At 70.4% G+C, this 26,393-nt stretch carries 26 protein-coding genes; 19 read left to right on the top strand and 7 right to left on the bottom strand.

What is annotated here, in order from left to right:
- The first annotated feature begins 5 nt into the window (after positions 1–5).
- The 4 genes from hybA to ABVN73_RS15025 all read left to right on the top strand — a co-directional run bounded on the left by hybA (position 6) and on the right by ABVN73_RS15025 (position 4,598).
- Positions 6–1,076, top strand: a complete 1,071-nt coding sequence (gene hybA, locus ABVN73_RS15040; RefSeq protein WP_353860457.1) for a hydrogenase 2 operon protein HybA — start codon at positions 6–8, stop codon at positions 1,074–1,076.
- Between the two features lie 12 nt (positions 1,077–1,088).
- Complete coding sequence (gene hybB / locus ABVN73_RS15035; protein ID WP_353860456.1) at positions 1,089–2,243, top strand: Ni/Fe-hydrogenase cytochrome b subunit; 1,155 nt, start codon at positions 1,089–1,091, stop codon at positions 2,241–2,243.
- Positions 2,244–2,261: 18 nt separating this feature from the next.
- Positions 2,262–3,965, top strand: coding sequence for a nickel-dependent hydrogenase large subunit (locus ABVN73_RS15030; protein WP_353860455.1), 1,704 nt, complete (start codon positions 2,262–2,264; stop codon positions 3,963–3,965).
- 153 nt (positions 3,966–4,118) lie between these two features.
- Positions 4,119–4,598 (top strand): HyaD/HybD family hydrogenase maturation endopeptidase, encoded by a 480-nt coding sequence (locus ABVN73_RS15025; RefSeq protein WP_353860454.1) that lies wholly within the window; start codon positions 4,119–4,121, stop codon positions 4,596–4,598.
- 25 nt (positions 4,599–4,623) lie between these two features.
- Here the strand turns inward: ABVN73_RS15025 and ABVN73_RS15020 are convergent, their stop codons facing one another.
- A complete protein-coding gene (locus tag ABVN73_RS15020) occupies positions 4,624–5,628 on the bottom strand; it encodes an MBL fold metallo-hydrolase (protein WP_353860453.1) in 1,005 nt (334 codons plus the stop codon).
- Positions 5,629–5,822: 194 nt separating this feature from the next.
- Entirely contained in the window at positions 5,823–6,425 is a 603-nt protein-coding gene (locus ABVN73_RS15015) for a HupE/UreJ family protein (protein ID WP_353860452.1), read from the bottom strand.
- Positions 6,426–6,639: 214 nt separating this feature from the next.
- Between ABVN73_RS15015 and ABVN73_RS15010 the strand changes: the two genes are divergently transcribed.
- The 10 genes from ABVN73_RS15010 (at position 6,640) to ABVN73_RS14965 (ending at position 16,291) form a co-directional block, all read left to right on the top strand.
- The gene (locus ABVN73_RS15010; RefSeq protein ID WP_353860451.1) at positions 6,640–6,912 is read left to right on the top strand and encodes a HypC/HybG/HupF family hydrogenase formation chaperone; all 273 of its coding nucleotides are present in this window, start codon (positions 6,640–6,642) and stop codon (positions 6,910–6,912) included.
- The gene (gene hybE / locus ABVN73_RS15005) at positions 6,909–7,610 is read left to right on the top strand and encodes a [NiFe]-hydrogenase assembly chaperone HybE (protein ID WP_353860450.1); all 702 of its coding nucleotides are present in this window, start codon (positions 6,909–6,911) and stop codon (positions 7,608–7,610) included. Before ABVN73_RS15010 ends, hybE begins: the two co-directional genes overlap by 4 nt.
- Positions 7,607–8,776, top strand: coding sequence for a nickel-dependent hydrogenase large subunit (locus ABVN73_RS15000; RefSeq protein WP_353860449.1), 1,170 nt, complete (start codon positions 7,607–7,609; stop codon positions 8,774–8,776). Before hybE ends, ABVN73_RS15000 begins: the two co-directional genes overlap by 4 nt.
- Positions 8,777–8,779: 3 nt before the next feature.
- On the top strand, positions 8,780–9,121 hold the full coding sequence (hypA, locus tag ABVN73_RS14995) for a hydrogenase maturation nickel metallochaperone HypA (protein ID WP_353860448.1): 342 nt from the start codon (positions 8,780–8,782) through the stop codon (positions 9,119–9,121).
- Positions 9,121–10,080, top strand: a complete 960-nt coding sequence (gene hypB / locus ABVN73_RS14990) for a hydrogenase nickel incorporation protein HypB (protein WP_353860447.1) — start codon at positions 9,121–9,123, stop codon at positions 10,078–10,080. Before hypA ends, hypB begins: the two co-directional genes overlap by 1 nt.
- The gene (gene hypF / locus ABVN73_RS14985; RefSeq protein WP_353860446.1) at positions 10,077–12,344 is read left to right on the top strand and encodes a carbamoyltransferase HypF; all 2,268 of its coding nucleotides are present in this window, start codon (positions 10,077–10,079) and stop codon (positions 12,342–12,344) included. Before hypB ends, hypF begins: the two co-directional genes overlap by 4 nt.
- The gene (locus tag ABVN73_RS14980; RefSeq protein ID WP_353860445.1) at positions 12,317–12,571 is read left to right on the top strand and encodes a HypC/HybG/HupF family hydrogenase formation chaperone; all 255 of its coding nucleotides are present in this window, start codon (positions 12,317–12,319) and stop codon (positions 12,569–12,571) included. The genes hypF and ABVN73_RS14980 overlap by 28 nt, the downstream gene beginning before the upstream one ends.
- 16 nt (positions 12,572–12,587) lie before the next feature.
- On the top strand, positions 12,588–13,634 hold the full coding sequence (gene hypE, locus ABVN73_RS14975) for a hydrogenase expression/formation protein HypE (RefSeq protein WP_353860444.1): 1,047 nt from the start codon (positions 12,588–12,590) through the stop codon (positions 13,632–13,634).
- Positions 13,635–13,808: 174 nt separating this feature from the next.
- Positions 13,809–14,531: a sugar transferase gene (locus tag ABVN73_RS14970; RefSeq protein WP_353860443.1), complete on the top strand. Its 723-nt coding sequence runs from the start codon at positions 13,809–13,811 to the stop codon at positions 14,529–14,531.
- A 317-nt stretch (positions 14,532–14,848) separates the two neighbouring features.
- A complete protein-coding gene (locus ABVN73_RS14965; protein ID WP_353860442.1) occupies positions 14,849–16,291 on the top strand; it encodes a S41 family peptidase in 1,443 nt (480 codons plus the stop codon).
- Positions 16,292–16,498: 207 nt separating this feature from the next.
- On the opposite strand, the gene ABVN73_RS14960 is transcribed toward ABVN73_RS14965, so the two are convergent.
- Positions 16,499–17,068: a cold shock domain-containing protein gene (locus ABVN73_RS14960; protein ID WP_353860441.1), complete on the bottom strand. Its 570-nt coding sequence runs from the start codon at positions 17,066–17,068 to the stop codon at positions 16,499–16,501.
- A gap of 244 nt (positions 17,069–17,312) precedes the next feature.
- On the bottom strand, positions 17,313–17,810 hold the full coding sequence (locus ABVN73_RS14955) for a YchJ family protein (RefSeq protein WP_353860440.1): 498 nt from the start codon (positions 17,808–17,810) through the stop codon (positions 17,313–17,315).
- A gap of 181 nt (positions 17,811–17,991) precedes the next feature.
- Between ABVN73_RS14955 and ABVN73_RS14950 the strand changes: the two genes are divergently transcribed.
- From ABVN73_RS14950 to ABVN73_RS14935, 4 genes are all read left to right on the top strand, one after another.
- Positions 17,992–18,765 carry a cyclic nucleotide-binding domain-containing protein gene (locus tag ABVN73_RS14950; RefSeq protein ID WP_353860439.1) on the top strand — a complete coding sequence of 258 codons (774 nt, stop codon included), beginning with the start codon at positions 17,992–17,994 and terminating at the stop codon, positions 18,763–18,765.
- Positions 18,762–19,448 carry a ribonuclease HII gene (locus tag ABVN73_RS14945; protein ID WP_353860438.1) on the top strand — a complete coding sequence of 229 codons (687 nt, stop codon included), beginning with the start codon at positions 18,762–18,764 and terminating at the stop codon, positions 19,446–19,448. The genes ABVN73_RS14950 and ABVN73_RS14945 overlap by 4 nt, the downstream gene beginning before the upstream one ends.
- A 90-nt stretch (positions 19,449–19,538) precedes the next feature.
- Positions 19,539–20,624 (top strand): DNA methyltransferase, encoded by a 1,086-nt coding sequence (locus tag ABVN73_RS14940; RefSeq protein WP_353860437.1) that lies wholly within the window; start codon positions 19,539–19,541, stop codon positions 20,622–20,624.
- 134 nt (positions 20,625–20,758) lie between these two features.
- Positions 20,759–21,142, top strand: a complete 384-nt coding sequence (locus tag ABVN73_RS14935; RefSeq protein ID WP_353860436.1) for a dihydroneopterin aldolase — start codon at positions 20,759–20,761, stop codon at positions 21,140–21,142.
- A 4-nt stretch (positions 21,143–21,146) separates the two neighbouring features.
- Here the strand turns inward: ABVN73_RS14935 and ABVN73_RS14930 are convergent, their stop codons facing one another.
- From ABVN73_RS14930 to mutY, 3 genes are all read right to left on the bottom strand, one after another.
- A complete protein-coding gene (locus ABVN73_RS14930; RefSeq protein ID WP_353860435.1) occupies positions 21,147–23,654 on the bottom strand; it encodes a PAS domain-containing sensor histidine kinase in 2,508 nt (835 codons plus the stop codon).
- 157 nt (positions 23,655–23,811) lie between these two features.
- On the bottom strand, positions 23,812–24,573 hold the full coding sequence (locus ABVN73_RS14925) for a DUF1194 domain-containing protein (protein ID WP_353860434.1): 762 nt from the start codon (positions 24,571–24,573) through the stop codon (positions 23,812–23,814).
- Between the two features lie 38 nt (positions 24,574–24,611).
- Entirely contained in the window at positions 24,612–25,694 is a 1,083-nt protein-coding gene (gene mutY, locus ABVN73_RS14920) for an A/G-specific adenine glycosylase (protein ID WP_353860433.1), read from the bottom strand.
- Between the two features lie 156 nt (positions 25,695–25,850).
- On the opposite strand from mutY, the gene ABVN73_RS14915 reads away from it, so the two are divergent.
- A complete protein-coding gene (locus tag ABVN73_RS14915; protein ID WP_353860432.1) occupies positions 25,851–26,330 on the top strand; it encodes a DciA family protein in 480 nt (159 codons plus the stop codon).
- The last annotated feature ends 63 nt before the right edge of the window (positions 26,331–26,393 follow it).

The raw sequence follows: 26,393 nt of genomic DNA, 5'->3' as shown, positions 1-26,393 counted from the left end.
ACGCCATGTCCAAAAACATGATGTCGAAAAACAGGACATCGGTCTCGCGGCGCGGCTTCCTGCGGAACGCGGTCAAGGGCAGCGCGGCCGCCGCCGCAGCGGCCTGCACCACCGTGGTCGCCGCCCCGCCGGCGGCCAACGCGCTGGTCCGCCCGCCCAAGCCGCTGCCGCCCGACGCGGTCGGCCTGCTCTACGACAGCACGCTGTGCATCGGCTGCAAGGCCTGCGTGACCGCCTGCAAGGAGGTCAACCACATGCCGCCCGACGTCGGCCCGGCCCAGCAGGGCTGGAACGCCGGGGGCGGCGACAAGCCGATCTACGACAGCCCGGTGGAGCTGTCGGCCAGGACGCTGAACGTCATCAAGGCCTACAGCCACGGCACCGGCGCCACCAAGGACGCGGCGGAGAACGGCTTCGCCTTCATCAAGCGGCAGTGCCTGCACTGCGCCGATCCGTCCTGCGTGTCGGTCTGCCCGGTGTCGGCGATGACCAAGGACGCGAAGACCGGCATCGTCAACCACGACCCGAGCGCCTGCATCGGCTGCCGCTACTGCGTGCTGTCCTGCCCGTTCGGCGTGCCGAAGTACGACTACAACGACGCCTTCGGCGAGATCAAGAAGTGCCAGCTGTGCAAGCAGCAACTCGCCAAGAACGAGCTTCCGGGCTGCGCCGACGTCTGCCCCACCGGGGCGACCCTGTTCGGCCGCACGGAGGACCTCAAGGCGGAGGCCAAACGCCGCACCGCGCTGAAGGTGGGCGAATACGCGCACTTCCCGCGCGGCGACATCGCCGGCAAGGTCGGCGGGCCGCGCGACGGCCATGAGAAGCTCGTGGAGGCGGCCTACCTGCCGCACATCTACGGCGAGAAGGAGCTGGGCGGCACCCAGTGCCTCGCGGTGTCCGCCGTGCCGTTCGACAAGCTGAACCTGCCCACCAACGTGCCGGAGAACGGCTATCCGACCCTGTCGGAAGGCATCCAGCACACGCTCTACGCGGGCATGATCGCCCCCGCCACGGTGTTCGCCGGTCTCGCCTATCTGGCGCACCGCAACACCAAGAACCACACCGACGAGTGAGGGGGCCACGCCATGTCGTCGCAAGCTCATGAGCATCAGCCGCTCGGCGGCCGGGTCCTCACCCTTCCCTTCCTGATCTGCGCCGCGCTGGTCGCCGTCGCCGGAGTCATCCTGTTCCAGCGCTACACCCAGGGTCTGGCCGCCGCGTCGAACCTGAACGACGGCTATCCCTGGGGCATCTGGGTGGCCATCGACGTGGTGATCGGCTCGGCCTTCGGCTGCGCCGGCTACATCATCGCGCTGCTCTGCTACATCCTGAACCGCGGCGAGTACCACCCGCTGGTCCGCCCGGCGGTGCTGGCCAGCCTGTTCGGCTACGGACTCGCCGGTCTGGCGGTGCTGGTCGACCTCGGCCGCTACTGGAACTTCTACCACATGATGCTGCCGTGGTACGCGCAGCCCAACTCCGTGATGCTGGAGGTCGGCCTGTGCGTGGCGACCTACACGCTGGTGCTGGTGGTGGAGTTCGCCCCCGCCTTCCTGGAGCGCTTCGGCATCGAGGGGCTGCGCGCCAAGCTGAACAAGGTGCTGTGGGTCTTCATCGCGCTGGGCGTCCTGCTGCCGACGATGCACCAGTCGTCGCTGGGCACCATGATGGTCATCGTCGGGCACAAGCTGTCGCCGCTGTGGCAGTCGCAGATGCTCCCGGTCTTCTTCCTGCTGACCGCCATCCTGATGGGCTTCGCCATCGTGGTGTGGGAATCGGTGATGGCCTCGCTGAACTTCCGCCGCCCGATGGAGACGCCGGTGCTGTCGAAGCTGGCGGGGCTGATGCTGGTCGTCGCCTCGCTGTTCGTCGCGCTGCGCTTCGTCGACCTGATCGTGCGCGGCCAGATCGGCCAGATCTTCGGCGGCCCGCAGTCCGGTTGGTTCGTCGCGGAGATGGTCCTGATGATCTCCGGCCTCGCGCTGCTGATCCCCAAGGCCAACCGCAACCGGTCGCGGGCGCTGTTCCTGTCGGCCTCGCTCCTGCTGGCGGCGGGCATCCTCTACCGCCTGAACGTCTATCTCATCGGCTTCACGCCGGCGGTCGGTCCTTGGCACTACTTCCCCTCGGTCAAGGAAATCATGGTCACCGTCGGCGTCTTCGCGCTGGAGATCGCGCTGTATCTCCTCTTCGTGAAGAAGCTGCCCGTCATGCACGCCGTCCATCCCGAGCACGGCTGAGTTTAGGAGAGTTTCATTATGGCTCAGCGAGTTGTTGTTGATCCGGTCACCCGCATCGAGGGTCACCTGCGGGTCGATTGCGAAGTGGACGGCGGCAAGGTCACCAAGGCCTGGGCGTCGGGCCAGATGTGGCGCGGCATCGAACTGATCCTTCAGGGCAAGGACCCGCGCGACGCCTGGGTCTTCGCCCAGCGCATCTGCGGCGTCTGCACCACCGTGCACGCCATCACCTCCGTCCGCGCGGTGGAGAACGCGCTGAAGCTGGAGGTGCCGCTCAACGCTCAGTACATCCGCAACATGATCCAGGGCGCCCACAACGTCCACGATCACATCGTCCATTTCTACCACCTGTCGGCGCTCGACTTCGTGGACATCGTGTCGGCGCTGAAGGCCGACCCGGCGGCGACCGCGAAGCTGGCCCAGTCGATCTCCGGCTGGCCGCGGAACAGCACGCAGGAGTTCGCCACCGCCCAGAAGAAGCTGCAGGCCTTCATCAACTCCGGCCAGCTCGGCATCTTCGGCTCGGGCTACTGGGGCCATCCGGCGATGAAGCTGACGCCGGAAGCCAACCTGATGGCCGCCTCCCACTACCTCCAGGCGCTCGACTACCAGCGGCGCATGAACAAGGTGGTGGCGATCCTCGGCTCCAAGACCCCGCACATCCAGAACATGGCGGTCGGCGGCGTCACCAACCCGATCAACATGGACAGCCAGTCCACCCTGACCCTCGAAAAGCTGATGTACATCAAGCAGCTGATCGACGAGGTGGGCGACTTCATCACCCAGGTCTACATCCCCGACGTGGCGGCCATCGGCGCCTTCTACGCCGACTGGACGCAGTATGGCCGCGGCGTGGTGAACTATCTGTCCATCCCGGACATGCCGCTGGACACCAAGGGCACCACCTTCGCCCTGCCCGCCGGCTACATCGACGGCGGCGACCTCACCAAGTTCACCCCGATCAAGGACTTCCACGACCCGTACTTCGAGAAGGGCGTGAAGGAGAGCGTGAAGCACTCCTGGTACCAGGGCGGCAAGGGTCCCCTGCACCCCTACGACGGCGAGACGATCCCGAACTTCACCGACTGGCAGGACGACGGCAAGTACAGCTGGATCAAGTCGCCGACCTTCTACGACAAGCGCGCCCAGGTCGGCCCGCTGGCCAACGTGCTCGGCATGTACGCCTCGGGCCACCAGCGCACGCAGTTCTGGGTCAACGCGGTGCTCGACGCGGTGTCGGGCCATCTCGGCAGCAAGGTGGGCGTCGACGCGCTGCACTCCACCATCGGCCGCCACGCCGCCCGCGCGGTGCGCTGCGTGGTCCTGCACGAGGAGTTGCAGAACCAGTGGAAACTGCTGATGGAGAACATCGCGAAGGGCGACACCAAGACCTTCAACAAGCCGGTGTTCCCGAAGGGCGAGATCCGCGGCTTCGGCTTCCACGAGGCGCCGCGCGGCATGCTCTCGCACTGGGTCGTGATTGAGAACGGCAAGATCAAGAACTACCAGGCGGTCGTGCCGACCACCTGGAACGCCGGCCCGCGCGACGAGGACGGGAACATCTCGGCCTACGAGGCGGCCCTGATCGACAACCCGGTGGCGGTGGCCGACCAGCCGCTGGAGATCATCCGCACCCTGCACAGCTTCGACCCGTGCCTGGCCTGCGCCGTGCACCTGACCGACACGGAAACGAAGTCGCACTATCAGGTGAAGGTCGTTTGATCCAAGCCTTCTGAGCGGCCGGAAGCCCCTCTTCCCCGCGGAGGAGGGGCTTTTCGCGTCCCCCACGCCGGGTGATTGATCCAGTTCACGGCGCCCGGCGCCGGTCCCGTTTCATCCTGCTGTTTCAAAACCTACGAACGGAGCGCATGTCCCATGTCCATCCTCGTCCTCGGCCTCGGCAACATCCTCCTGATGGACGAAGGGGTGGGCGTGCGCGCCATGGAGGCGTTCGACGCCGCCTGGAGCGTGCCCGATCACGTCAGCGTCGTCGACGGCGGCACCTGCGGCATGGACATGCTGGACCTGATCGCCAGCCACAAGCACCTGATCGCGGTGGACGCGGTGAAGACCGGCGCGCCGCCGGCCAGCCTGACCGTGCTGCGCGGCGACGCGGTGCCGGCCTATTTCAAGGGCAAGCTGTCGCCCCACCAGCTCGGCCTCAGCGACCTGCTGGCCTCGCTGCGCCTGCAGGACGAGGCGCCGGAAAGCGTGACGGTGGTCGGCTGCGTGCCGCTGGCGCTGGGCACCGGCCTGATGATGTCGCCGGAGATCGAGGCGGTGATCCCGCGGATGGTGACGATGATCGTCGAGGAGCTGGCCCGCCTCGGCGTGACCGCCACGCCCAGACCTTGAGCGTGGCGGCGCCGTTCACATCACGTCAGCGGTCGGCGCGGATCGGGCCGAACTCCACCGGGACCCAGGCGTAGCCCTTGCCTTCGGTGCGGACGTGGCCGATGCCGGGGAAGGGCAGATGGGCGCCGGCCACCCACAGCTTCTGCGCCGCGGCGTCGGCGAAAAGCTTTTTGCGGGACGCGACGGCCTGCTCCTTGTCGGCGTCGAACTCGATGACGACCTCCGGGCGGGCGAACTGCACGGAGTGGCTGTGCACGACGTCGCCCCACATCAGGATGCTGCGCTCCCCCGACGTGAAGAGATAGCCGCTGTGACCGGGCGTGTGGCCGTAGGCCGCCACCGACTCCACGCCGGGCACCAAGCTGTCGCCGGGCTGGTAGGGCTTCAGCTTGCCCGCCGCCGCGTAGGGCGCCACCGCCGCGCGGGCCATGGCGAAGAAGGGCTGGCTGTCCGCCGGAGCCTTGGCCGCCACTTCCTCGCTCAACCAGAAGTCGGCGTCGGCCTTAGCGACCTGGACCGTGGCGTTGGGGAACAGCATGGCGCCGTCCGGGCGCAGCAGGCCGTTGGCGTGGTCCGGGTGCAGGTGGGTCAGCAGCACCGTGTCGATCTGTTCCGGGCTGTAGCCGGCGGCGCGGATGTTGTCGGCGATGAAGCCCAGCGCCGGACCGAAGGCCTTGGCCGTCCCGGTGTCCACCAGGACGAGGTTCGCGCCGGTGTGCACGAGGAAAGCGTTCACCGCCGTCTGGACGCCCGGCGTGTCGGCCAGGAACATCCGGGCGAGCAGGCTCTGGATGTCGTCGGCGCTGGCGCCGCTGAGGATCTTGCGGTCGAGGTCGATGAAACCGTCATAGAGCGCGGTGACCTCGAAATCGCCGATGGCCATGCGGTAGAAGCCCGGCGCCTGGGTCCGCTGCTGGCCCGGAACCTCCGCGAGGGCCGGCGCCGCGGGGGCCAGGACGGCGCCAACGGGAAGGGCGACGGCCAGGGCGAGCAGAGCGTTGCGCAGGGAGGCGAGGGTCGGCGGTGTCATCGGCGTGGTTCCCCTTCAGGACGGTCGGCGCACAGCATGGCCGTCCTGGACGCGCTGGGGAAGGGCACTGGGCGCGCGCGGCCAAACACTTGGATTCCCTGACGGAATCCGCAAACCTCCGGAGAAGGAAAAGGCCCGGCGGAGCGCTCCGCCGGGCCTTCGATGCCGAATCGGACGCCCTGGGGCGTCCCGGGTCAGCCCAGCGCGAGCAGCGCCACGCCGGCCAGCCCGACCACCGCGCCCGTGCCGCGCAGCGCCAGGGCGCCCTTGCGGCCCTCGACCAGACGGCGCAGCGACAGGGCGGCGCCGATGCCCGCGCCGTGCAGCAGCGCGGTCGACAGGGCGAAGCCCAGGCCGTAGAGCAGCGGCTGCGCCGCCTCCGGCATCTCGGCGCCGTGTGCATGGCCGTGGAACACCGCGAACAGGGCGACCACGCCGGCTGAGGCCAGCAGCGGCAGGCGGGACTGCAGGGCGATCAGGGCGCCCAGGGCGACGACGGACAGGACGATGCCAAGCTCGACCTGCGGCAGGCCGACGCCGGCCAGGCCCAGCAGGCCGCCGCCGATCATCGCGCCGACGAAGGCCGTGGGCAGCGCCCACAGGGCCATGCCGCCGCGCTGCGCCGCCCACAGGCCGACGGCGACCATCGCCAGCAGATGGTCCCAGCCGCCGACCGGGTGCAGGAAGCCATGGACGAGCCCGGCGTCGTGGGCGCCGAAGGTGTGGGCGAGCGCCGCGTTGGGCAGCGCGGCCAGGGCCGCCGCCGCGGTGGCCGACGCGAGAGCGAAACGTTTCATCCGTGAAAACCCCTGCTGTATCGTTGAACGGCGCACGACCGACCCCTACCCCATCGCGCGCGAAGCGGTCGCCACTTTAGCAGAACCGTTCCGATTGGAAATGGCGGAGCGCCATGAAGTTACGTCGGACCGCATGTTTGACGCACATCAATGTGCGCATTCAACCCCCGGTCAAGATGCCGCATGGGTTGGCTTTCTCCGCGTGAGGGCGCGCATGTGTCTCGGCATTCCGATGCAGGTCCTGGAGACCGACGGCTTCACCGCGCGCTGCGCCGGCCGCGGCGAGGAGCGACGCGTCAACGTCATGCTGATCGAGGAGGTGCCGGAAGGCGGCTGGGTGCTGGTCCATCTCGACCGCGCCGTCCGCCCGCTGGAGGTCGAGGAGGTGGAACCGCTGAACCGCGCGCTGGACGCGATCCTGCTGGCGGCGAAGGGGGAGAACGTGGACCACCTGTTCGCCGACCTCATCGAAAAGGCGACCGCATGACGACCGGCGGACCCGAGGCGGGCTTCGCCGCCGACGCGCGCCCGGCCTGCGGGTCCTGCGGCGCGGTCTACGACCCGGCGGCGGGCGATCCCGGACGGGAGGTGCCGCCGGGAACGCCCTTCGGCGGCCTGCCGGACTATTGGCGTTGTCCGGGTTGCGGCGGACCGCAGCATGGCTTCACCGTCATGGAGCCGCCCGGCGCCGATCCCATGGATCAGCGGGTCGCCGCCCTGACCGCCAGCTACCGCCTGATCGCGGAGCGCGACATGGCCGGCGTTTCCATCTGCAACGCCGCCCTGTCGGTGGAGGCGCTGGGCTTCCGCTCCCATGGGCCGGGCTGGATCGGCTGCGTCATCGCCCCCTGGTTCCTCAACGCCGTGCTGATCCCGCGCGATCCGGCTTCGTGGGCGGACCGGCGCGACGGCGACAAGGTGGAGATCGCCCTGCCCTCCGGCGCCTACCGCTTCACGGCGGCGCGGCTGGGCGTCCTGGGAACGCTGGCGGCGATCCCGCTCGCCTCGGCCATGAACGTGTTCGCCGACCAGAAGGACGCCCGCGCCGCCGCCGTCCTGGCGCTCGGCCATCTGATGCGGGAGCCACCGCCGCCGGGACCATGGACCGAGCCGCCCGCAAGCGATGCGGAGGCGGCAAAGCCCGCCCTGTCGCGCCGCTCCCTGTTCGGAAGAGCGCGCCGATGAGCGTCGCGGGCGCCGGGCTGGAAGGCGGCGTGTCGGTGCGGCTGACGACCGCCGGCGGGCGGGTGCGCGCCGTGTCGGTGCGGGTCCGCCGCCCCGCCGCCGCCCGCGCCCTGTGCGGGCGCACCCCCGAGGAGGCGATGCGCCTCGTGCCGCTGCTGTTCAGCCTGTGCGGCACCGCCCAGTCGCTGGCCGCGACGGCGGCGTTGGAAGGCGCGCTCGGCCTCGACGCCCGCCCCCACGCCGCCGCCCGCGCGTTGCTGGCCGATGCGGAAGCCGCGACGAACCACGCCTGGCAGGTCCTGATGGACTGGCCGGCGCGGCTGGGCGAGGCGTCGCGGCCGAGGGAGCTGGCGGCCTTGCGCGCCGCGGCGGCGGCGCTCCATCCCGCGCTCTACCCCGCCCGCGACGGGCTGCGTCCCGGCGGCGGCTCCCTGCGCCCTGACCGCGCCGCCCTGGCCGCCGCCATCGCGGCCCTGCGCGAGGGCGTCGAGCGCACCGTCTTCGCCGCCCCGCCTCCCACCGACGCGGCGGAGCTGGAACGCTGGGCCGGAGCCGCCGGAACTCCCGCGGCCCGGCTGATGCGGCGCGTCCTGGCGCCGGATATGGCGGGATTCGGCGCCTGCCGCGTGCCGGCGCTGGAACCGCATCCGGCGGGCTGGTTCGGCGAACGGCTGTCCGCCGACGCGGCCTTCTCCGAGGTTCCCCGGCAGAACGGCGCCCCCGCCCACACCGGCCCGCTGGCCCGCCGGAGCGCGCACCCGCTGGTCGCCGCGCTGCTGTCGACGCACGGCCCCGGCCTCGCCGCCCACGCCGCCGCCCGGCTCGTGGAACTGGCGGAACTGGCGGAGCGTCTGGCGTCCCAGGCCGACCGCCTGAAGGACGCCGAACCGGCTCCGGACGGCGGCCGCACCGGGCACGGCGTGGGAAGCGGCGCCGTCGAAACGGCCCGCGGGCGCCTCGCCCACTGGCTTCGGCTTGAGAACGGCCGCATCGCCGATTGCCGCATCGTCGCGCCGACCGAATGGAACTTCGCCGCGGACGGGCCGCTGGCCCAGGGTCTGGCCGGCGCCGCGGCCGATGGCGCGCTGGCCGAGCGCGCGGGCCTGCTGGCGGCGGCGCTCGACCCCTGCGTGGCCTCCGCCATCACGATTCAGGACGAGGACTGACCCATGCACGAGCTGGCGCTCAGCCAGGGCATCATCGACGTGATCCGCGATCAGGCCGCGGCCCAGGGCTTCACGAAGGTTAAGACGGTGCGGCTGGTCATCGGCACCTTGTCCCACGTCGAGCCGCAGGCCATCGCCTTCGGCTTCGACGCGGTCAGCCGCGGCACCATCGCCGAGGGGGCGGTGCTGGACATCACGCGCCCGCCGGGTCAGGCCTTCTGCCTGTCCTGCGAGAAGCCGGTCCCGCTTCCCGAGCGGTCGGCCCCCTGCCCCGAATGCGACGGCCACCAGCTCTTGGTGACCGGCGGCGAGGAAATGCGCGTCAAGGAATTGGAGGTGGAGTGATGTGCACGGTCTGCGGTTGCGCCGAAGGCGAAACGAAAATCGAGGCCGGCCACGGGCACGGCCATCACCACCACCATGGTCACGACCATCATCACGATCATGACCATCACCACCACGATCATGATCACCATCATCATGATCACCATGACCACAGCCACGAGCATGTCGGACCGGACGGCAAGGTCTACCGGCACACGCACGGCGACCATCACGCGCATGACCATGGGCATGACCACGGCACCATCGACCTCGGCCGCGGCCCGGCGGGGACGGAGGTGCCGGGGATGTCCCAGACCCGGCTCGTCGCCATCGAACAGGACATCCTCGCCAAGAACGACAGCTTCGCCGCGGTGAACCGCCAGCTGTTCGCGGCGAAGGGCGTGTTCGTGCTGAACCTGATGTCCAGCCCCGGGTCGGGCAAGACCACCCTGCTGACCCGCACGCTGACCGACCTGAAGGGCCGCTTCCCGATGGCGGTGATCGAGGGCGACCAGCAGACCTCCTTCGACGCCGACCGCATCCGCGCCACCGGCACGCCGGCCATCCAGGTCAACACCGGCAAGGGTTGCCATCTCGACGCCCAGATGATCACCCAGGCGGTGGGGCGCCTGCCGGTGGAGACGGGCAGCGTCCTGTTCATCGAGAATGTCGGCAACCTCGTCTGCCCGGCCGGCTTCGACCTCGGCGAGGCGCACAAGGTCGTCGTGCTCTCGGTGACGGAAGGGGAGGACAAGCCCCTGAAATATCCGGCGATGTTCGCCGGCGCCGACCTGCTGCTGGTCAACAAGGTCGATCTGCTGCCGCATCTGACCTTCGACGTGGCGCGCATGATCGCCTACGCCCGCCAGTTGAAGCCCAACCTGCGCGTGATCGAGGTGTCCGCGACCACCGGCCAGGGGCTTGAGGACTGGTACGGCTGGATCGAGGAGGGGCTTGCGAAGGCGGTCGCCGCTCGGTGAAACGGCTGCGCCTCCGGATCCGCGGGCGGGTGCAGGGGGTCGGCTTCCGGCCCTTCCTGCATGGGTTGGCGCATCGCCTCGCCCTGACCGGGTGGGTGCTGAACGACGGGGCCGGGGTGCTGGCGGAGGTGCAGGGCGACGGCCTGGAACGCCTCCTGACGGCGCTCGCGGAGGACGCCCCACCGCTGGCGCGGATCGACGCGGTCGAAGCGGAAGATTGCCCCATCCGCCCCGACGAGGCGGGATTCGCCATCCTGGCCTCGCTGGGCGGCGCGGTGAGCACCGGGATCGCTCCCGACGCCGCCGTCTGCCCGGCCTGTCTGGCCGAGCTGTTCGACCCGGCGGACCGGCGCTACCGCTATCCTTTCCTCAACTGCACCCATTGCGGCCCCCGCTTCACCATCACGCGCGCCCTGCCCTACGATCGGCCGCAGACCGCCATGGCGGGTTTTGCGCTCTGCCCGGACTGCGCCACCGAATACGCCGATCCCACCGACCGCCGCTTCCACGCCCAGCCGACCGCCTGCCCGGCCTGCGGCCCGCGCCTGTCCCATTCCATCGATGAGGTGCTGGCCGCACTGCGCGGCGGACGGATCGTCGCCATCAAGGGGCTGGGCGGCTTCCATCTCGCCTGCGACGCGTTCGACGCGGCGGCGGTGGAGCGGCTGCGCGCGCGCAAGCAGCGCAACGGCAAGCCCTTCGCCCTGATGGTCGCCAACCTTGCCTCCGCCGCGCGGTTCGCAGAGCTGGGGGCGGCGGAACGGGCGCTGCTGGAGGGGATGGCGCGGCCGGTGGTGGTGGTGCGGCGGCGGGACGACGCCCCACCCCTTCCCGACACCATCGCCCCCGGCCTCGCCTGGCTGGGGATCATGCTGCCCTACACGCCGATCCATCATCTGCTGTTCCACGAGGCCGCCGGGCGCCCCGACGGAACGGCGTGGCTGGAACGGCCGCAGGACCTCGCCCTGGTCATGACCTCCGCCAACCCCGGCGGCGAACCGCTCGCCATCGGCAACGACGAGGCGCGGCGGCGGCTGGAGGGCATCGCCGACCTGATCGTCGACCACAACCGCGACATCCTGATCCGCGCCGACGACAGCGTGATGCGGGTGGTGGCGGGCGCGCCGGCCTTCCTGCGGCGCGGGCGCGGCCATGCGCCGGCGCCCATCCGCCTGCCGCGTTCCGGCCCGCCGGTGCTGGCGGTCGGCGCGCACCAGAAGGCCACCGTCTGCCTGACCCGCGGCAACGAAGCCTTCCTCAGCCAGCACATCGGCGACCTCGACAACGCCGCGACCCTGGCGTTCCTGGAGGAAAGCGTCGACCATCTGCGCCGCATCCTGGCGGTGGAGCCGGTCGCCGTCGCCCACGACCTCCACCCCGACTTCCAGGGCACGCGCTTTGCCGAATCGCTCGGCCGGCCGACGCTGCCGGTGCAGCATCACCACGCCCACATCGCCGCGGTGCTGGCCGAGCACGGGGTGGACGGCCCGGCGCTGGGATTGGCGCTGGACGGCTTCGGGCTGGGCGAGGACGGCGGGTCCTGGGGTGGGGAAATGCTTCTGGTGGAGGGCACCGGCTTCACCCGCCTCGGCCATCTCGCGCCGCTGGCCCAGCCCGGCGGCGACGTGGCGGCGCGCCAGCCCTGGCGCATGGGGGCGGCGGCGCTGGCCCGCATGGGGCGCGGCGCGGAGATCGCCGGGCGCTTCGCCGCCTGCGGCCCGGCGGACGGCGTGCGGCGGATGATCGAGGGCGGTATCAACGCGCCTCCCACCAGCTCCTGCGGGCGCTGGTTCGACGCCGCCTGCGGTCTGTTGGGGGTTCGCGCCGTCGCCGGCTTCGAAGGCGAGGCGCCGATGGCGCTGGAATCGCTGGTCCGGCGCCCCACGGTGCTGGAGGGCGGCTGGCGGATCGACGGCGGCCTTCTCGATCTCACCCCCCTGCTGGAAAGTTTGTTGCAGATCAATGCGCAGGAGGGGGCCGAACGGTTCCATGGCACCCTGGCCGCGGCGCTGGTCGCGTGGGCCATGCCGGAACTGGCGGCGCGCGGCTTCGACCGCGTCGCCCTGTCCGGCGGCTGCCTGATGAACGCCGTCCTGGCCGAGGAGCTGAGCGCCGGCTTCGCGGCGCGCGGCGTCGCCGCGCTGCTGCCCCGCCGGGCGCCGGCCAACGATGGCGGGATCAGCCTGGGTCAGGCCTGGATCGCCGTACAGAGTTTGCTTGTGGAAGGACCGCCCCGATGTGCCTCGCCGTTCCCGCCCGCGTGACCGAGCTTCTGGAGGACGACCGCGCCACGGTCAGCCTGGGCGGGGTGAAGGTCGCCTGCTCCCTGGCGCTGGTCGAGAGTGTGGCGGTGGGCGACTACGTGATCGTCCATGTCGGCTACGCCCTGTCCAAGCTCGACCCGGAGGAAGCGGAGCGCACGCTCGCCCTGCTCGCCGCAACCGGCACCTTGCCGCCCGCTTCCGAAGACCCCACCGGCGCCGCCGCCTGACTTTACGGACCCCGCCATGACCGACCGCCGCCTCTTCACCCGCAAGCTCGACCTCGCCCGCGGCGCCGTGGACATGAGTCACGGATCGGGCGGCAAGGCCATGGCCCAGCTGGTGCGGGAGCTGTTCGCCACGGCCTTCGCCAACCCGCTGCTCGACCAGGGCAACGACCAGGCGGCCTTCGACGCGCCCGGCGGTCGCATGGTGGTGACGACCGACGGCTTCGTCGTCTCGCCCCTGTTCTTTCCCGGCGGCGACATCGGATCGCTGGCCGTGCACGGCACGGTGAACGACGTCGCCATGGCGGGGGCGGTGCCACTCTATTTGACCGCCGGCTTCATCCTGGAAGAGGGATTCCCGCTGGCCGACCTGAAGCGGCTGGTCGACAGCATGGCCCGGGCCGCGCGCGAGGCCGGGGTTTCCATCGTGACCGGCGACACCAAGGTGGTGGAGCGCGGCAAGGGCGACGGCGTCTTCATCACCACCACCGGCATCGGCGTGGTGCCCCCCGGAGTCGCCCCGTCCGGCGAACGGGCGCGGCCCGGCGACGCGATCCTGGTCAGCGGCACCATGGGCGACCACGGCGTCGCCATCATGTCCACCCGCGAGAATCTCAGCTTCGAGACCGACATCCGGTCGGACAGCGCCGCGCTGCACGGGCTGGTCGCCGGCATGGTCGCGGCGGTGCCGGACGTCCATGTGCTGCGCGACCCGACCCGCGGCGGTCTGGCGACGACGCTGAACGAGATCGCCCACCAGTCGGGAGTCGGCATGCTGCTGCGCGAGGCCGCCATCCCGCTGAAGGCCGAGGTGGCGGCCACCTGCGAACTGCTCGGGCTCGACCCGCTCTACGTCGCCAACGAGGGCAAGCTGATCGCCGTCTGCGCGGCGGAGAACGCCGACCGCCTGCTGGCGGCCATGCGCGCCCATCCGCTGGGCAGCGGGGCCGCCATCATCGGCACGGTGGTCGAGGATGCTCACCGCTTCGTGCAAATGGAGACGCGCTTCGGCGGCAAGCGCATCGTCGACTGGCTGTCCGGCGAGCAGCTTCCCCGCATCTGCTGAGCCTTCGCTTACACCGAAAGGGGCACCCCGTCGGCCCCGATCCCGCCACCCGGCGTACCGCAATGGAACTGCGACGGATCGGCCCAGCCGGGGGACCCCGGACGCGCCTCGCGCGTTGCCTCCCCCGGAAGGCGGTCGTGTTTCCGCCAGCCGAATTGTGAGTACGGGGGATCGATGGGTATTCCGCAGTCCATCCAGTTGGGTGCTGCACCGCTGGAACCGGCGACGCTTGCCGGCACGGCGTCCGCCGCGGAGTTGGTCGCGCGTCTGCCGACCACGGAACCGCTGCACCGCAACCGGGTGAAACGCGCCTTCGATCTCGTGGGGGCGGTCGGGCTGATCCTGTTCTTCGGGCCGCTGATGCTGATCGTCGGGCTTCTCATCACGCTGGACGGCGGCCCCGCGGTGTTCGGCCACCGCCGCATCGGGACGGAGGGCCGGGACTTCACCTGCTGGAAGTTCCGCTCGATGGTCGTCAACGGGCCGGAGGTCTTCGAGAAGCTGATCGAGTCCGACCCGGAAGCCCGCGCCGAGTGGGAGGCGACGCGCAAGCTGCGCAACGATCCCCGCATCACCTGGATCGGCCGATTCCTGCGCCGCACCAGCCTGGACGAGCTGCCTCAGCTCTTCAACGTCCTGACCGGCGACATGAGCCTGGTCGGCCCGCGCCCCATCGTGCAGGAGGAGGTGGCGCGCTATCACGTCTGCTTCCCCTTCTACACGCGCTGCCGTCCCGGCCTGACCGGCCTGTGGCAGGTCAGCGGCCGCAACGACGTGGATTACGGCCGGCGCGTCCAGCTCGACACCGCCTATCTGCTGGGCTGGAGCTTCTGGGGCGACATCCGCATCCTGCTGCGCACGGTCGGCGTGATGCTCAGCGGAAAAGGTGCCTATTAAGGCGTAGAATCCCCGCGCCGGCGCTCTCCCCCGCCCGGAGAGTGGCGGCGCGACGGGTGGAGACATATATCCTATCCTGAGCGAGGCGGCGGGTCCCGCGGCATCGGGGGGCAGGATTTGAGATTGCCCGGTCAACGTGCTAGGTTGCGGATGGACGACCGGCGGGACCGGCCGGAAGGCCGTGTTCCGCTGTACAAACGCACATATGCACCGGCCTTGGGCGTCCGGCAGGCGAAACCCCTGGTACAATAAGGCTTGCAGTCGCGTTGATGGCTTTGATTCCGCCGGCCGGGCCGGTCAGTCAAGAGGGGCGCAGGATGGCGAAACTGCTGGCGGCGCTGTTGCTGCTGATGGTGGCGATGGGACCCGCCTGCGCGGTGGTGCCGGCCTCCCGCGCCGACACCAGCATCGCGCTGGACCATTACCGGCAGGAGTTCGCGAAGGCCAAGGGCACCTCCTCCCTCCCCTCCCCGGCGGACCGCAACTACCTCCTCTTCTCGGACGTCCTGCGCCGCGTGCTGGCCGAGCATGTGAAGCCGGGCACGCCGCAGGCGCTCGTCGAGAAGGCCGTCGCCGGCCTTCAGAAGAAGAAGAAGGAGGAGCCGGGAGCGACCGACCGGGTGCTGACCGAGGCGGCTCTGGACGCCATGCTGACCTCCCTCGATCCCTACTCGGCTTTCCTCGACTCGGAGCATTTCCGCTACATGCGGGAGCAGACCCAGGGTGAGTTCGGCGGGCTGGGCATCGAGGTCACGATGGATGAGGACAGCGGCCTGATCCGCGTCGTCTCCCCCATCGACGGTTCCCCTGCCGCCCGCGCCGGATTGCGCACCGGCGACCTGATCGCCCGCATCGACGAGGCCCAGGTCAAGGGCATGAACCTGCGCGACGCGGTGGCGCGGATGCGCGGCCCGGTCGGCACCTCCGTCGCCCTGACCATGCGCCGCAACGGCGGCGGCAACGGCGGCCCCGACGCCCCCTTCCGGGTGTCGCTGACCCGCGCCATCGTGAAGATCCAGCCCGTCCGCTACCGGCTGGAGGGCGACGTCGCCTACATCCGCATCGCCGCCTTCAACCAGCAGACCTCCCACGCGCTGGACGAGGCGGTGGAGGAGATGCGCCGGCAGGCCCACGGCCGGCTGGCCGGTGCGGTTTTGGACCTGCGCAACAACCCCGGGGGCCTGCTCGATCAGGCGGTGAACGTCGCCGACCGCTTCCTGGAAGCGGTGGACATCGTGTCGGTGCGTGGCCGCGATCCGGACGAGAACCGTCGCTACACCGGCACGCCGGGCGACCTGCTGGCCGGGCTTCCCATCGTCCTGCTGATCAACAGCGGGTCGGCCTCGGCGTCGGAGATCGTCGCGGGCGCCCTTCAGGACCACAGCCGGGCTCTGCTGTTCGGCACGCGCAGCTACGGCAAGGGGTCGGTGCAGACCATTTCGTCGCTGTCCGGCGACATCGGCATCCGCCTGACCACGGCGCGCTATTTCCGCCCGTCCGGCGGGCTGGTCGACTGCTTCGGCGTGTCGCCGAACCTGGAGATCAAGCCGGCCAACGACAACAGCGAGGAGACGCATCCCGACCCGGCGACCTGCGATCCGCACGCCACCCCGCCGCCGCCGCCGCGCGCCTGGCGGATCGAGGATTTGTGCCCGGACGTGGCCGCCGCCCCGTCGAAGCCGGACGCCGACCGCCCGCTGGATTGCGCCGTCGCGGCCATCCGCACCCGCCTGATGGGCACGCTGATCGGGCGGCCGTAACAGCCGCCCCCTACGGGCCCGCCCGCTGGACCGAAGACGAGATCGCAAAAAAGCCCGCCGCTCCACTGGAACGGCGGGCTTTTCTTGTGCCCCGCTCACCGCCACGGACCCGATGGGCGGATCGTGACGGTGAGGGGAATGGTGCTGCTTCCGCGACCGGGCGTGTGGGATGGGTCCGCCCCGCCCCTCACCCCCGGCTGTTCGACGTCAGACCACTTCGACGCGCTGCGCTTCCGGACCCTTGACGCCCTGGCGGACGGTCACCCGCACCTGCTCGCCGTCGGCGAGCACGTCGAGGCCCGAACGCTCCAGAGCGCGGATGTGGACGAAGATGTCCTTGCCGCCGGTCGACGGGGCGATGAAGCCGAAGCCCTTCGACACGTTGAACCACTTCACGGTACCGTCGACCGTCTCCTCGGCGCCGCCGCCGTAGCTGCCGCCGCCGCCGTAGCCGCCGCCGTAGCTGTCGCCGCGCGGAGCGCGCGCCGCCGGGCGCGGGGACTCGCTGGCGGTCGAGGTGTCGACGTCATGGATGGTGGCGACCTGCGGGCCCTTCGGGCCGCGGGACAGGTCACAGGTGATGGTGGCACCCTCGGGCAGGCTGTCGTGTCCGCAGAACTGCAGAACCGTGGAATGCAGGAAGGCATCCGGCGAACCGTCTTCGGGCGTGACGAAGCCGAAGCCCTTGGTCGCGTTGAACCACTTGACGGTGGCGCGGATGTTGCGCTGGGTGATCTCGGGAGCGCGGAAGCTGTTGCGCTGCGGACGGTCGAACATACGTGGTCTCATCTGTCGTGATAGGCCATGCCCCAACCGGCGGAACATGGCCCCCCGAAGATGATCCGTTCCGCCGCGCTTTTCAATTGAGATCGCGCGCGCCGGAAAGAAAGATTCGGCCAAAACCCGGCCGAAGGCCGCCCGGCGGTCACCGGGCGACCAAAAATATCGCAATTGCTGCGAGAATCGGCGGATTGCCGGTCAAAAAGCGGCCTCTCGACACCGTAACCTCAGGGCTGCGCCGTCAGGCCGCCCCGCAGCACTTCTTGTACTTCCTGCCGCTGCCGCAGGTGCAGGGATCGTTCCGACCGACCTTGGGACCGCTGCGCGGGCGGGCGCCCAGCGTGCCGTCCACATAGTACCAGCGGCCGTCCCGCTTGGTGAAGCGGCTGGTCTCATGGTGCTTCTGCGGCTTGCCGTTCATGGTGAAGTGGGCGACGAACTCGACCACCCCGTCCTCGTCCTGCGCCCCGCCGGCCTCGGTGCTGCGGACCTCGAGGCCGGTCCACTGGCTGTTGGCGGCCCAGGTCTCGATCTCCTTGCGGTCGAAATCCTCGCGGGTCTCCGGCAGCAGCGTCTCCTGCAGATAGTCGATCTTCCCGCAGGCGAAGGCCGAGTAGCGCGACCGCATCAGCGCTTCGGCGGTCGGGGCCGGCGCGGTTCCGTCCAGATAGGGACCGCAGCAGGCGTCCAGGGGCTTGCCGGAACGGCAGGGGCATTCGGTGGTGGCGGTGGTGGTCATGACTTCCGGCCTCTCGATTTGAGGGCGCCATGCATAGCGCAGCCGGCGCGCCCCGCCAAGCGTCACGGCCGCCTCCCTCTGGCCGCGCGGATTCGCCACCGCGAAATCGCCTGAACCGGACCGGCATTCGCGCTAACCTGCGGGGAACACGGGCGGCCAGCCCGGAGCGATGGAACCCGTGATGACGAGAAGCGGACCCGACCTTCCCACGCGGCGCATCGCCGCGGACACCGTGCTGATCCGCCAGGGCGAGTCCGGGGAACGCGCCTGGCTGATCCAGTCTGGCGAGCTGGAGGTTCTGCTGGATGGCGCGGACGGTCCGCGCCGCCTGGGCACGGTCGGCGCCAACGCCATCGTCGGGGAGATGGCGCTTCTCGACGACGGGCGGCGCAGCGCCACGGTGCGCGCGCTGACCACCGTCGAGGCGGTGGAACTGTCGCGCGAGACCTTCCGCGCGCTGCGCGGCCGCTGCCCGCCGCTGGCTTCCTATCTGCTGGAAAGCCTCGTTGCCGCGATCCGCCGCAGCTACGGCCTGTCCCAGCCCGAACGGCAGGAGGGGAGCGCCGCCATCCGCTCCTCCGATTCCTTCGCCACGGTGGCCGACCGCCGCATGTTCCGCAGCGGCCACAGCTTCTTCCGCCAGGGGGACGCGGGGACGGCGGCCTACCTGATCCAGTCCGGCTCGGTCGGCGTGCGGCGCGACGGGACCGATCTCGGCGTGCTGGGGCCGGGGCGCATCTTCGGGGAGCTGGCCCTCCTCGCCAACCGGCCGCGCGCCGCCACTGTCGTTGCGCTGGAGGCCACGGTCTGCGAAATCATCCGCAAGGACCAGTTCGCCAAGGCCGTCGAGACGATGCCGCCCATCCTGCGCTCGCTGACGCGCATCTACATCGAGCAGCTTTCCGGCGGACGGCCGGTCCACCACGCCGAACCAGCAAGATCCGACTCTCCATGACCGCCAAAGCCGTCTCCAAAGCCGCCGCCAGAACCGCCCGCCCGAAACCCCTCCGTCCGCAGCCGGACCTGTCCTTCGAGATCGCGCTGGGCCAGGGGCGGCTGGTCTGCGGCATCGACGAGGTGGGACGCGGCCCGCTCGCCGGACCGGTGGTCACCGCCGCCGTGGTGCTTCCGGCGGGCGGCCTGCCCGACGCGCTGGCCAGCGCCATCAACGACAGCAAAGCGCTGAGCCTGCGCGCCCGCGAGGCGCTGGAGCCGGAAATCCGCGCCCACGCCCTGGCCGTCGCCCTGGCCGAGGCGACCGCGGCGGAGATCGACGCGCTCAACATCCACAAGGCCACGCTGCTGGCCATGAAGCGCGCCTACGAGGCGCTGCCCGGCGAGCCGCCCGCCGTCGCGCTGATCGACGGCAAGTTCAAGCCCGCCCTGTCCTGCCTGATGGAGGCCATCGTCAAGGGCGACGGGCGCAGCCAGTCGATCGCCGCGGCGTCCATCGTCGCCAAGGTGGCGCGCGATCGCGAGATGATGCGGCTGGCCGAGATTCACCCGGAATATGGCTGGGACCGCAACGCCGGCTACCCGACGCCGGAGCATCTGGAGGCGCTGCGCCGCCATGGCGTGACTCCCCATCACCGAGTCACTTTTGCACCAGTCCGCGCCCAAATCGAACGGGCCGGCTGAGCGCCGCGATTCCGGCGCAAGAAATCAGTTGACGGCGACTCGGCGGCGAATCATTGTCCCAACGACTGATTCGCTGTTTTGGTTTCGTCAATGCTCCCCCTGAACAAAATTCTCGTGGGCGATTGCATCGCCCTCATGAATGAAATGCCGGCTGAATCGGTGGACCTTGTCTTTGCCGATCCGCCTTATAACCTCCAGCTGGGGGGCGAACTCTTGCGCCCGAACCACTCGCGTGTTGACGGAGTGGAAGAGGACTGGGACAAGTTCGAGGATTTCGAGACCTACGACCGCTTCACGCGGGACTGGCTCGCCGCGGCCCGACGCATCCTGAAGCCCGAGGGATCGTTGTGGGTGATCGGCAGCTACCACAACATCTTCCGTGTCGGCGCCACGCTGCAGAATCTGGGCTTCTGGATTCTGAACGACATCGTGTGGCGCAAGACCAACCCGATGCCGAACTTCCGCGGCACGCGCTTTGCCAACGCGCATGAGACCATGATCTGGGCCTCGCGCGAGAAGGACGCCCGCTACCGCTTCAACTACGACGCCATGAAGGCGCTGAACGACGACCTGCAGATGCGCAGCGACTGGCTGCTGCCGATCTGCAACGGCGCGGAGCGCCTGCGCGACGAGGAGGGCCGCAAGGCCCATCCGACGCAGAAGCCGGAATCGCTTCTCTACCGCGTCATCCTCTCCTCCTCCCGCCCCGGCGACACGGTGCTGGACCCCTTCTTCGGTACCGGCACCACGGGCGCCGTGGCCAAGCGGCTGGGCCGCAACTGGATCGGGCTGGAGCGCGACGCGACCTACGCCAAGGCGGCCACCGCCCGCATCGCGGCGGTGGAGGAGGCGCCCGACGCCGCCGTCCTGGACACGCCGCCGAAGCGGTCGGCCCCGCGCATCCCGTTCGGCTGGGTGGTGGAGCGCGGCCTGCTGCGTCCGGGCACCACGCTGTTCGACCAGCGCCGCCGGGTGGCCGCCCGCGTGCGCGCCGACGGCACGCTGATCGGGTCCGGCCCGCGCGGCGACCATCGCGGCTCCATCCATCAGGTGGGGGCCGCCATGGCCGGGCTTCCGGCCTGCAACGGCTGGACCTTCTGGCACTATGAGGACGGCGCCGACCTGCGGCCCATCGACGTGCTGCGCGAGCGCATCCGTTCCGAAGCCTCCGCCTGACCTTGCACGGCCGGATCCGGCGCGGGGCGGCCATGAGCGCCGCCCCGTTCCCGCGCATTCGGCATCCGAGCCCCTCATCGATCGCCGCCCGCGCGCCTTGGCAGGACGGGGACGGCGTGATAGGCGTGTGCGCCATGAACAAGCTCTTCGCCACCGTCACCGCTCCGACGCCCCGCTCGGCCCCGGCGGCGCTCTCCACCCGTTGCTTCGTGCGCGATCTGGTCATGGATGCGCTGATCGGCGTCTATGCCCACGAGCGGATCAAACCGCAGCGCATCCGCCTGAGCCTCGACCTGGACGTCGCCGCGCCCGGAGTCACCGGCGAGGACATGGCGGCGGTGGTGAAGGGGCTGGTCAGCCAGGGCCACGTCACCCTGATCGAAACGCTGGCCGAGCGGATCGCCGAGCGCTGCCTGTCCGATGAACGGATCGCCAGCGTCAAGGTGCGGGTCGAGAAGCTGGACGTGTTCCCGGACGCCGCCAGCGTCGGCGTCGAGATCGAACGCGCCCGCGCCTGACCCGTCAGGCGGGCACCGCATCCTCCATCCCGACGCGGCCGGCGGCAATGGCGGGCGGCGCCAGCGGTGACGCGGTTAGCGGCAGATGGATGGTGAAGCGGCAGCCGGCCCCCGGCTGCGACGCCACGGCGATGCGCCCGCCGAGCGTTCCCGTGACGATGTTGTGGACGATGTGCAGGCCGAGCCCGCTGCCGCCTTCCGCGCGGCGCGTGGTGAAGAAGGGCTCGAAGATGCGCTCGATGTGGTCGGGCGGAACGCCGCGGCCATCGTCGGCGATCTCCAGCACAACTCCCGGGGCACCGGCGGAGGACGGACCGTCGGCGCGCGCGGCGACGGCGATGGTGCCCGGCACGCCGGGCCGGAAGGCGTGCAGCAGCGCGTTGACGACCAAATTCGACACCACCTGCGACAGGGCTCCGGGATAGCTGTCCATCATCAGCCCGTCCGGACACTCCAGCGTCACCCGATGCCCGCCGCCTTTCATCTGCGGGGCGAGGCTGCCCAGCACGCCGTCCAGATAGCCGCGCAGCTCGAAGGGCCGCCGCGCCTCCGACGTCTGGTCTACGGCCACCTGCTTGAAGCTTTGAACCAGTGTGCAGGCCCGCTCCAGATTGCCGAGGATGATGGAAGCGCCCTCGTCGACCCGGTCCACGAACTCATCCAGTTCGCGGCGGCGCAACGCTCCACCGGCCATGTCGGCCTTGAACTGCCGCGCCTGCTCCGACAGATGGCTGGCGGCGGTCACGCCGATTCCCACAGGGGTGCTGATCTCATGGGCCACCCCGGCAACCAGCGCCCCCAGCGACGCCAGCTTCTCCGCCTGGACGAGGCTCCTCTGGGCCTGCCGGAGGTCGTGCAGCGTGCGTTCGGCCTCCTCCTTCGCGGCGAGCACCGCCTTTTCGGCGTATTTGCGCGCGGAGATGTCGTGAAGAGCCACGAACAGCGCGTTCTCGCCGCCGTGATCCATCGCCATCGCCGACAACACGCCGTGAAAGGGACGGCCCTCCGCGGTTCTCAGCCGCGCCTCGACGTCCCGCCGCCGCCCGGGGCGGAACGCGCCGTCGGCGAATCCCTCCCAATCGGCCGCGGCTTCCAGAAAGTCCGGCACCCTGCGTTCCAGCAGAGCGGAGACGGTGGTCTCCAGAAGCTCCGCGGCGGAGGCGTCCGCGAACAGGATCCGCCCGTCACCGCTGCGCGCGATGACGATGGGAAACGGCGAGGACTGCAGAAGGGCGTTCAGCCGTCCCTCGCTCGCCTGCAAGGCCGCGGTCTGGCGGCGCAGCGTGGCGATCAAACCGGCAAGACGCCCCAACGCCGCGCCGATGCGCTTGAACTCCCGCAGCGCGGCGGGCGGCGGGGCCGCAGCCTGCGGGTTCTCCGGCAAGGCGTGCAGCGCGTCGCCGAGCCGCAGCAGCGGAGCCACCACATGGCGGCGCAGCAGCGCCGTGACGGTTGCCAACAGCAGGATGACCGCGGCGAGCCCGGCCAACCCGATCCATAAGCCGCGCCAGCCGTCCGCGGCGATGCGGTCCGTCATCCTCCGGCCGGACGCGGCGGCGTCGCCGGAGAGGCCCTCGGCCAGCGTTTTCAACTGTCGATAGGCGGGATCGCCGTCCTGCGGACCCCGGACCGGCACGGACAGGCGCCCGCGCTGCAGGTCGATCACCGCGTGCGCCGCCGTGAACCGGTCCAGAAGAAGGGCGAGCCGGTTGGGCTGAGCCGCCGGTCCGGTCCTCATGCTGGACAGGGTGCCCAGCAGGGCCTGCTGGTTGCGCAGCAGCCCGACGATCTCGCCGTCCACCAGCGCGAGCTGCTCCGCCGTTTCGCTGGCCGTGGCCTGCCCGTAGAGCCGGCGCAGATGGAACAGGTTGCTGAGGAAAGCGTAGTCCTGAACCGCCTTGTCCGGCTCCGCAAGCAGCGCGGTGGCGCCGGCCAGCGCGTCGTCTACCCCGGACAGTTGCTCGCGGATGCTGACGGACAGCGCGTCGAGCAGGTCGGCGTGGTGGATGTCGTGCCGCAAGGCGTTCAACGCGCGCTCGAACCCGTCCTGGGCGCCGATGTCCGGCATCCGGGTGAACCGGGCGGTCAGCGCCTCCGCCTCTTCCAGGGCGGCGACGCGGCGGGCGCGGTCGCCGCTGTTGAGAACGACCTCGGCCAGCCGGCTCAATTGCGCGGCGGCCAGGGCACCCTGATGCCGGGCGTCGAGGAGCGGCAGGCTGGTGGTCCGCGCCTCACCGGCGATCCCGATGATGCCGAGAAAGGCCGACCCGACCGCTGCGGTCAGCGCCCCCAGCGCCAGGAGGACGACGATGGCCAGTGTCGTCGCCACGCCCTGCAGACCCGGCGTCCACCTGCGGCGGGCGGCCGCCGGTGGACGAACGGAAGCCGATGAGCGGTCGGCGGGCGGAAGCGCGCCCTGGGCGAGGTCTTGCCTGGCGACCGCAACGCCGGCTGCCGCCACGATGTCCGCGACCGCGATGTCGCCCACCCCCGCCGACTTCCGATTGTCCATCCCACCGTTCCAAAGCACGATTCAGGATGCAGGGCCGCCCGAGAACACTTGGAGAGAAGCCTCACCTCTCGCCCTTGCATGCAAAGGTAAGTTAGCCCGATCTGGCGTCGCTCCACCAGACGATTTTCCAAGATTCAGGACGGCTGGGCGCTGGGACTTAAAAATTAGCCGCAGTGATAATCGAGCCCGACATTGAACGATCGGCGATCTCCTGGATGAGTTTCTGTCGGAGCGCTTTGACGAAACTGCCACGGTCCATTGCCGTCTTCACGAAGCAATTCATGCCGCCGACGACATTCTCCTGGTAATACTCCTCCAACCAGGGAAACTCGTCGAGGATGGCCAGGGCGTTGATGGTGATCCCCTGCCGCTCGACGCGGTCGCGAACGACCGCGGGGTCCGGGCCGCTGTTGGAGAAGCCGTTCGACACGATGTCGATCACCTTGCGCGCGGCGTCGAAGCCGCTTCCGGCGAACAGCTTCGCCGACTCCTCGATGGCGCTGCCCAGCGCCGTGGAATCGCCCTGGAAGCCGCGCGGCGCCTTGTCGATCCGGTCCGCGAAAGCGGCGACCTCCTCCGCGCTGGTCAGTGGAGCCCAGGGCACCAGGACGCGCAGGCTGTGCGGGCCGGAGAAGACCACCAGGGTCGCCGCGGCTCCACCCGCGGTCAGCGCGTCGCGGACGTCCGGATCGCGGAAGGCCGCGGCGTGGCCCTGCAGCTGGAACTCCAGGTCGCCATCGGTGATGGACGCCGACCCGTCCACCGCCAGAACCAGTTCCAGGGCGACGCGACGCCCGGTGGGCGCCGGGGCCTTCTTCGCCTTGGGTTCCGGCCGTTGGGGCGCCTCCGCCCGCAGGGGTCCGGCAAGCCACGCGCCGGCCAGGAAGGCCGGCAGGGCCAGGATCGTCCGCCGCCTCATCTCGCTCCGTCCACCATCCGTTTGCGCGTGCGACCCGCTTAAGCGTGAGCCAGGGCGTGACGCACCACCTTCATCATGACGGAGGGAAGGGCCTGCCCGCCCAGCCGGTCCACCGGAACCCACAGCCCTTCGGCCATCCGCCATCCGTCGCCGGCCTGGGCCGCGACGACCTCAAGGTCGAGGTGAAAATGGCTGAAAGTATGGCGGACCACGCCCGGCAGGCGGCGCCAGGGCCGATCCAGCGGCGCCGCCGCCGCGATGTCCGCATCGGTCGGCGCGTGGCCGGCCCAGGGGGTGGAGGGCACCTCGGTCATGCCGCCCAGCAGCCCCTCCTCCGCCCGGCGGCGCAGCAGCACGGCCCCCTCCGGGTTCAGCAGCCAGAAGGCGACGCCGCGCCGGGTCGGCTTGTCCGCCTTGGCGGCCTTGCGGGGAAGTTGCTCCTGGATGCCGGCGGCGCGGGCGGCGCACCAGTCCGACCAGGGGCAGAGCATGCATTTGGGCTTGCGCGGCGTGCACACCGTGGCGCCGAGATCCATCATGGCCTGGGCGTAGTCGCCGGGCCGCTCGTCCGGCGTCAGGAGGGCGGCCAGCGCGCGCAGCTTGGGCTTCGCGCCGGGCAGCGGTTCCTCCACCGCGAAGACCCGGGAAACCACACGCTCCACGTTGCCGTCCACCACCGTCGCCTTGTGCCCGAAGGCAATGGCGGTGATCGCCGCCGCGGTGTAGGCGCCGATGCCCGGCAACTCCAGCAGGGCCGCCTCCTTGTCGGGGAAGCGCCCCGCCCGCTCCACCGCCACCACCTGCGCGCATTTGTGCAGGTTGCGCGCCCGCGCGTAGTAGCCGAGCCCGGCCCAGGCCACCAGCACCTCGTCCAGCGGCGCCGCCGCGAGGTCGCGCACCGTCGGCCAGCGCTCGGTGAAGGCGCGGAAGTAGGGCGCCGCGGCGGGCACCGTGGTCTGCTGCAGCATGATCTCCGACAGCCAGACCCGGTAGGGGTCGGCGACCTCCCCCGGCTTGGCGCGCCAGGGCAGGTCACGGCGGTTGTGATCGTACCAGGAGAGCAGCCGTGGGGCGGCGTCCCTGGGGGCGTGCCTGGAGGCGGTGTGGGGAGGCGTCGTCATGGCGGCAAGACATAGGGCGAACCCAGATGCCGATAAAGGGCCACCGATAAAGGGCCGCCGATAAAGGGACACCCGCGGGGGCGCTGGCGGAGCCCCGCCCGCTTGCGCTAGGGTGCGCGGACCATCACCAGGAAGCCCCCACCAGGAAGCCTTGACATGAACGGACCGCGGCGAATCGGCCAGACCGTCCCCGAGGTGGCCGGCAAGGCGCTGGGCAAGCGCGGGCTGGCCTTCGGCTCGCTCATCAACGACTGGCCGTCCATCGTCGGCCACCAGCTGAGCCTGCGCACCGCCCCCGACAAGCTGAGCTTCCCGCGCGGCAAGCGCGAGGACGCCGTCCTGCACATCCGCGCCATGGGCGCCATCGCGCTGGAACTTCAGCATCTGGAGCCGCAGATCATCGAGCGGATCAACGGCTTCTTCGGCTACCGCGCGGTGGCGAAGATCAAGCTGATCCACGCCGCCCCACTGACCATCCAGAAGCCGGCGGTGCGCCCGCGCGACCTGACCATGGACGAGGAACTGTCGGTGATGACCACCACCGCCACCGTGGAGGACGAGGAGTTGCGGGCCACGCTGGAGCGTTTCGGGCGGTCGCTGCTGGCCCGCCCGCGCCCGGCGCCGCGCCGCCGCTGACCATAACGCGACCCCCTTGCGGCGGGGACCGGCGCGGGCTGGGCCATACTCTTGCCGCAAAAG

The sequence above is a fragment of the Azospirillum formosense genome (assembly GCF_040500525.1).
Taxonomy (GTDB): Bacteria; Pseudomonadota; Alphaproteobacteria; order Azospirillales; family Azospirillaceae; genus Azospirillum; species Azospirillum formosense_A.
Note: the sequence above shows the minus strand (reverse complement) of the source record. Positions and strands in the feature narration are given on the sequence as shown.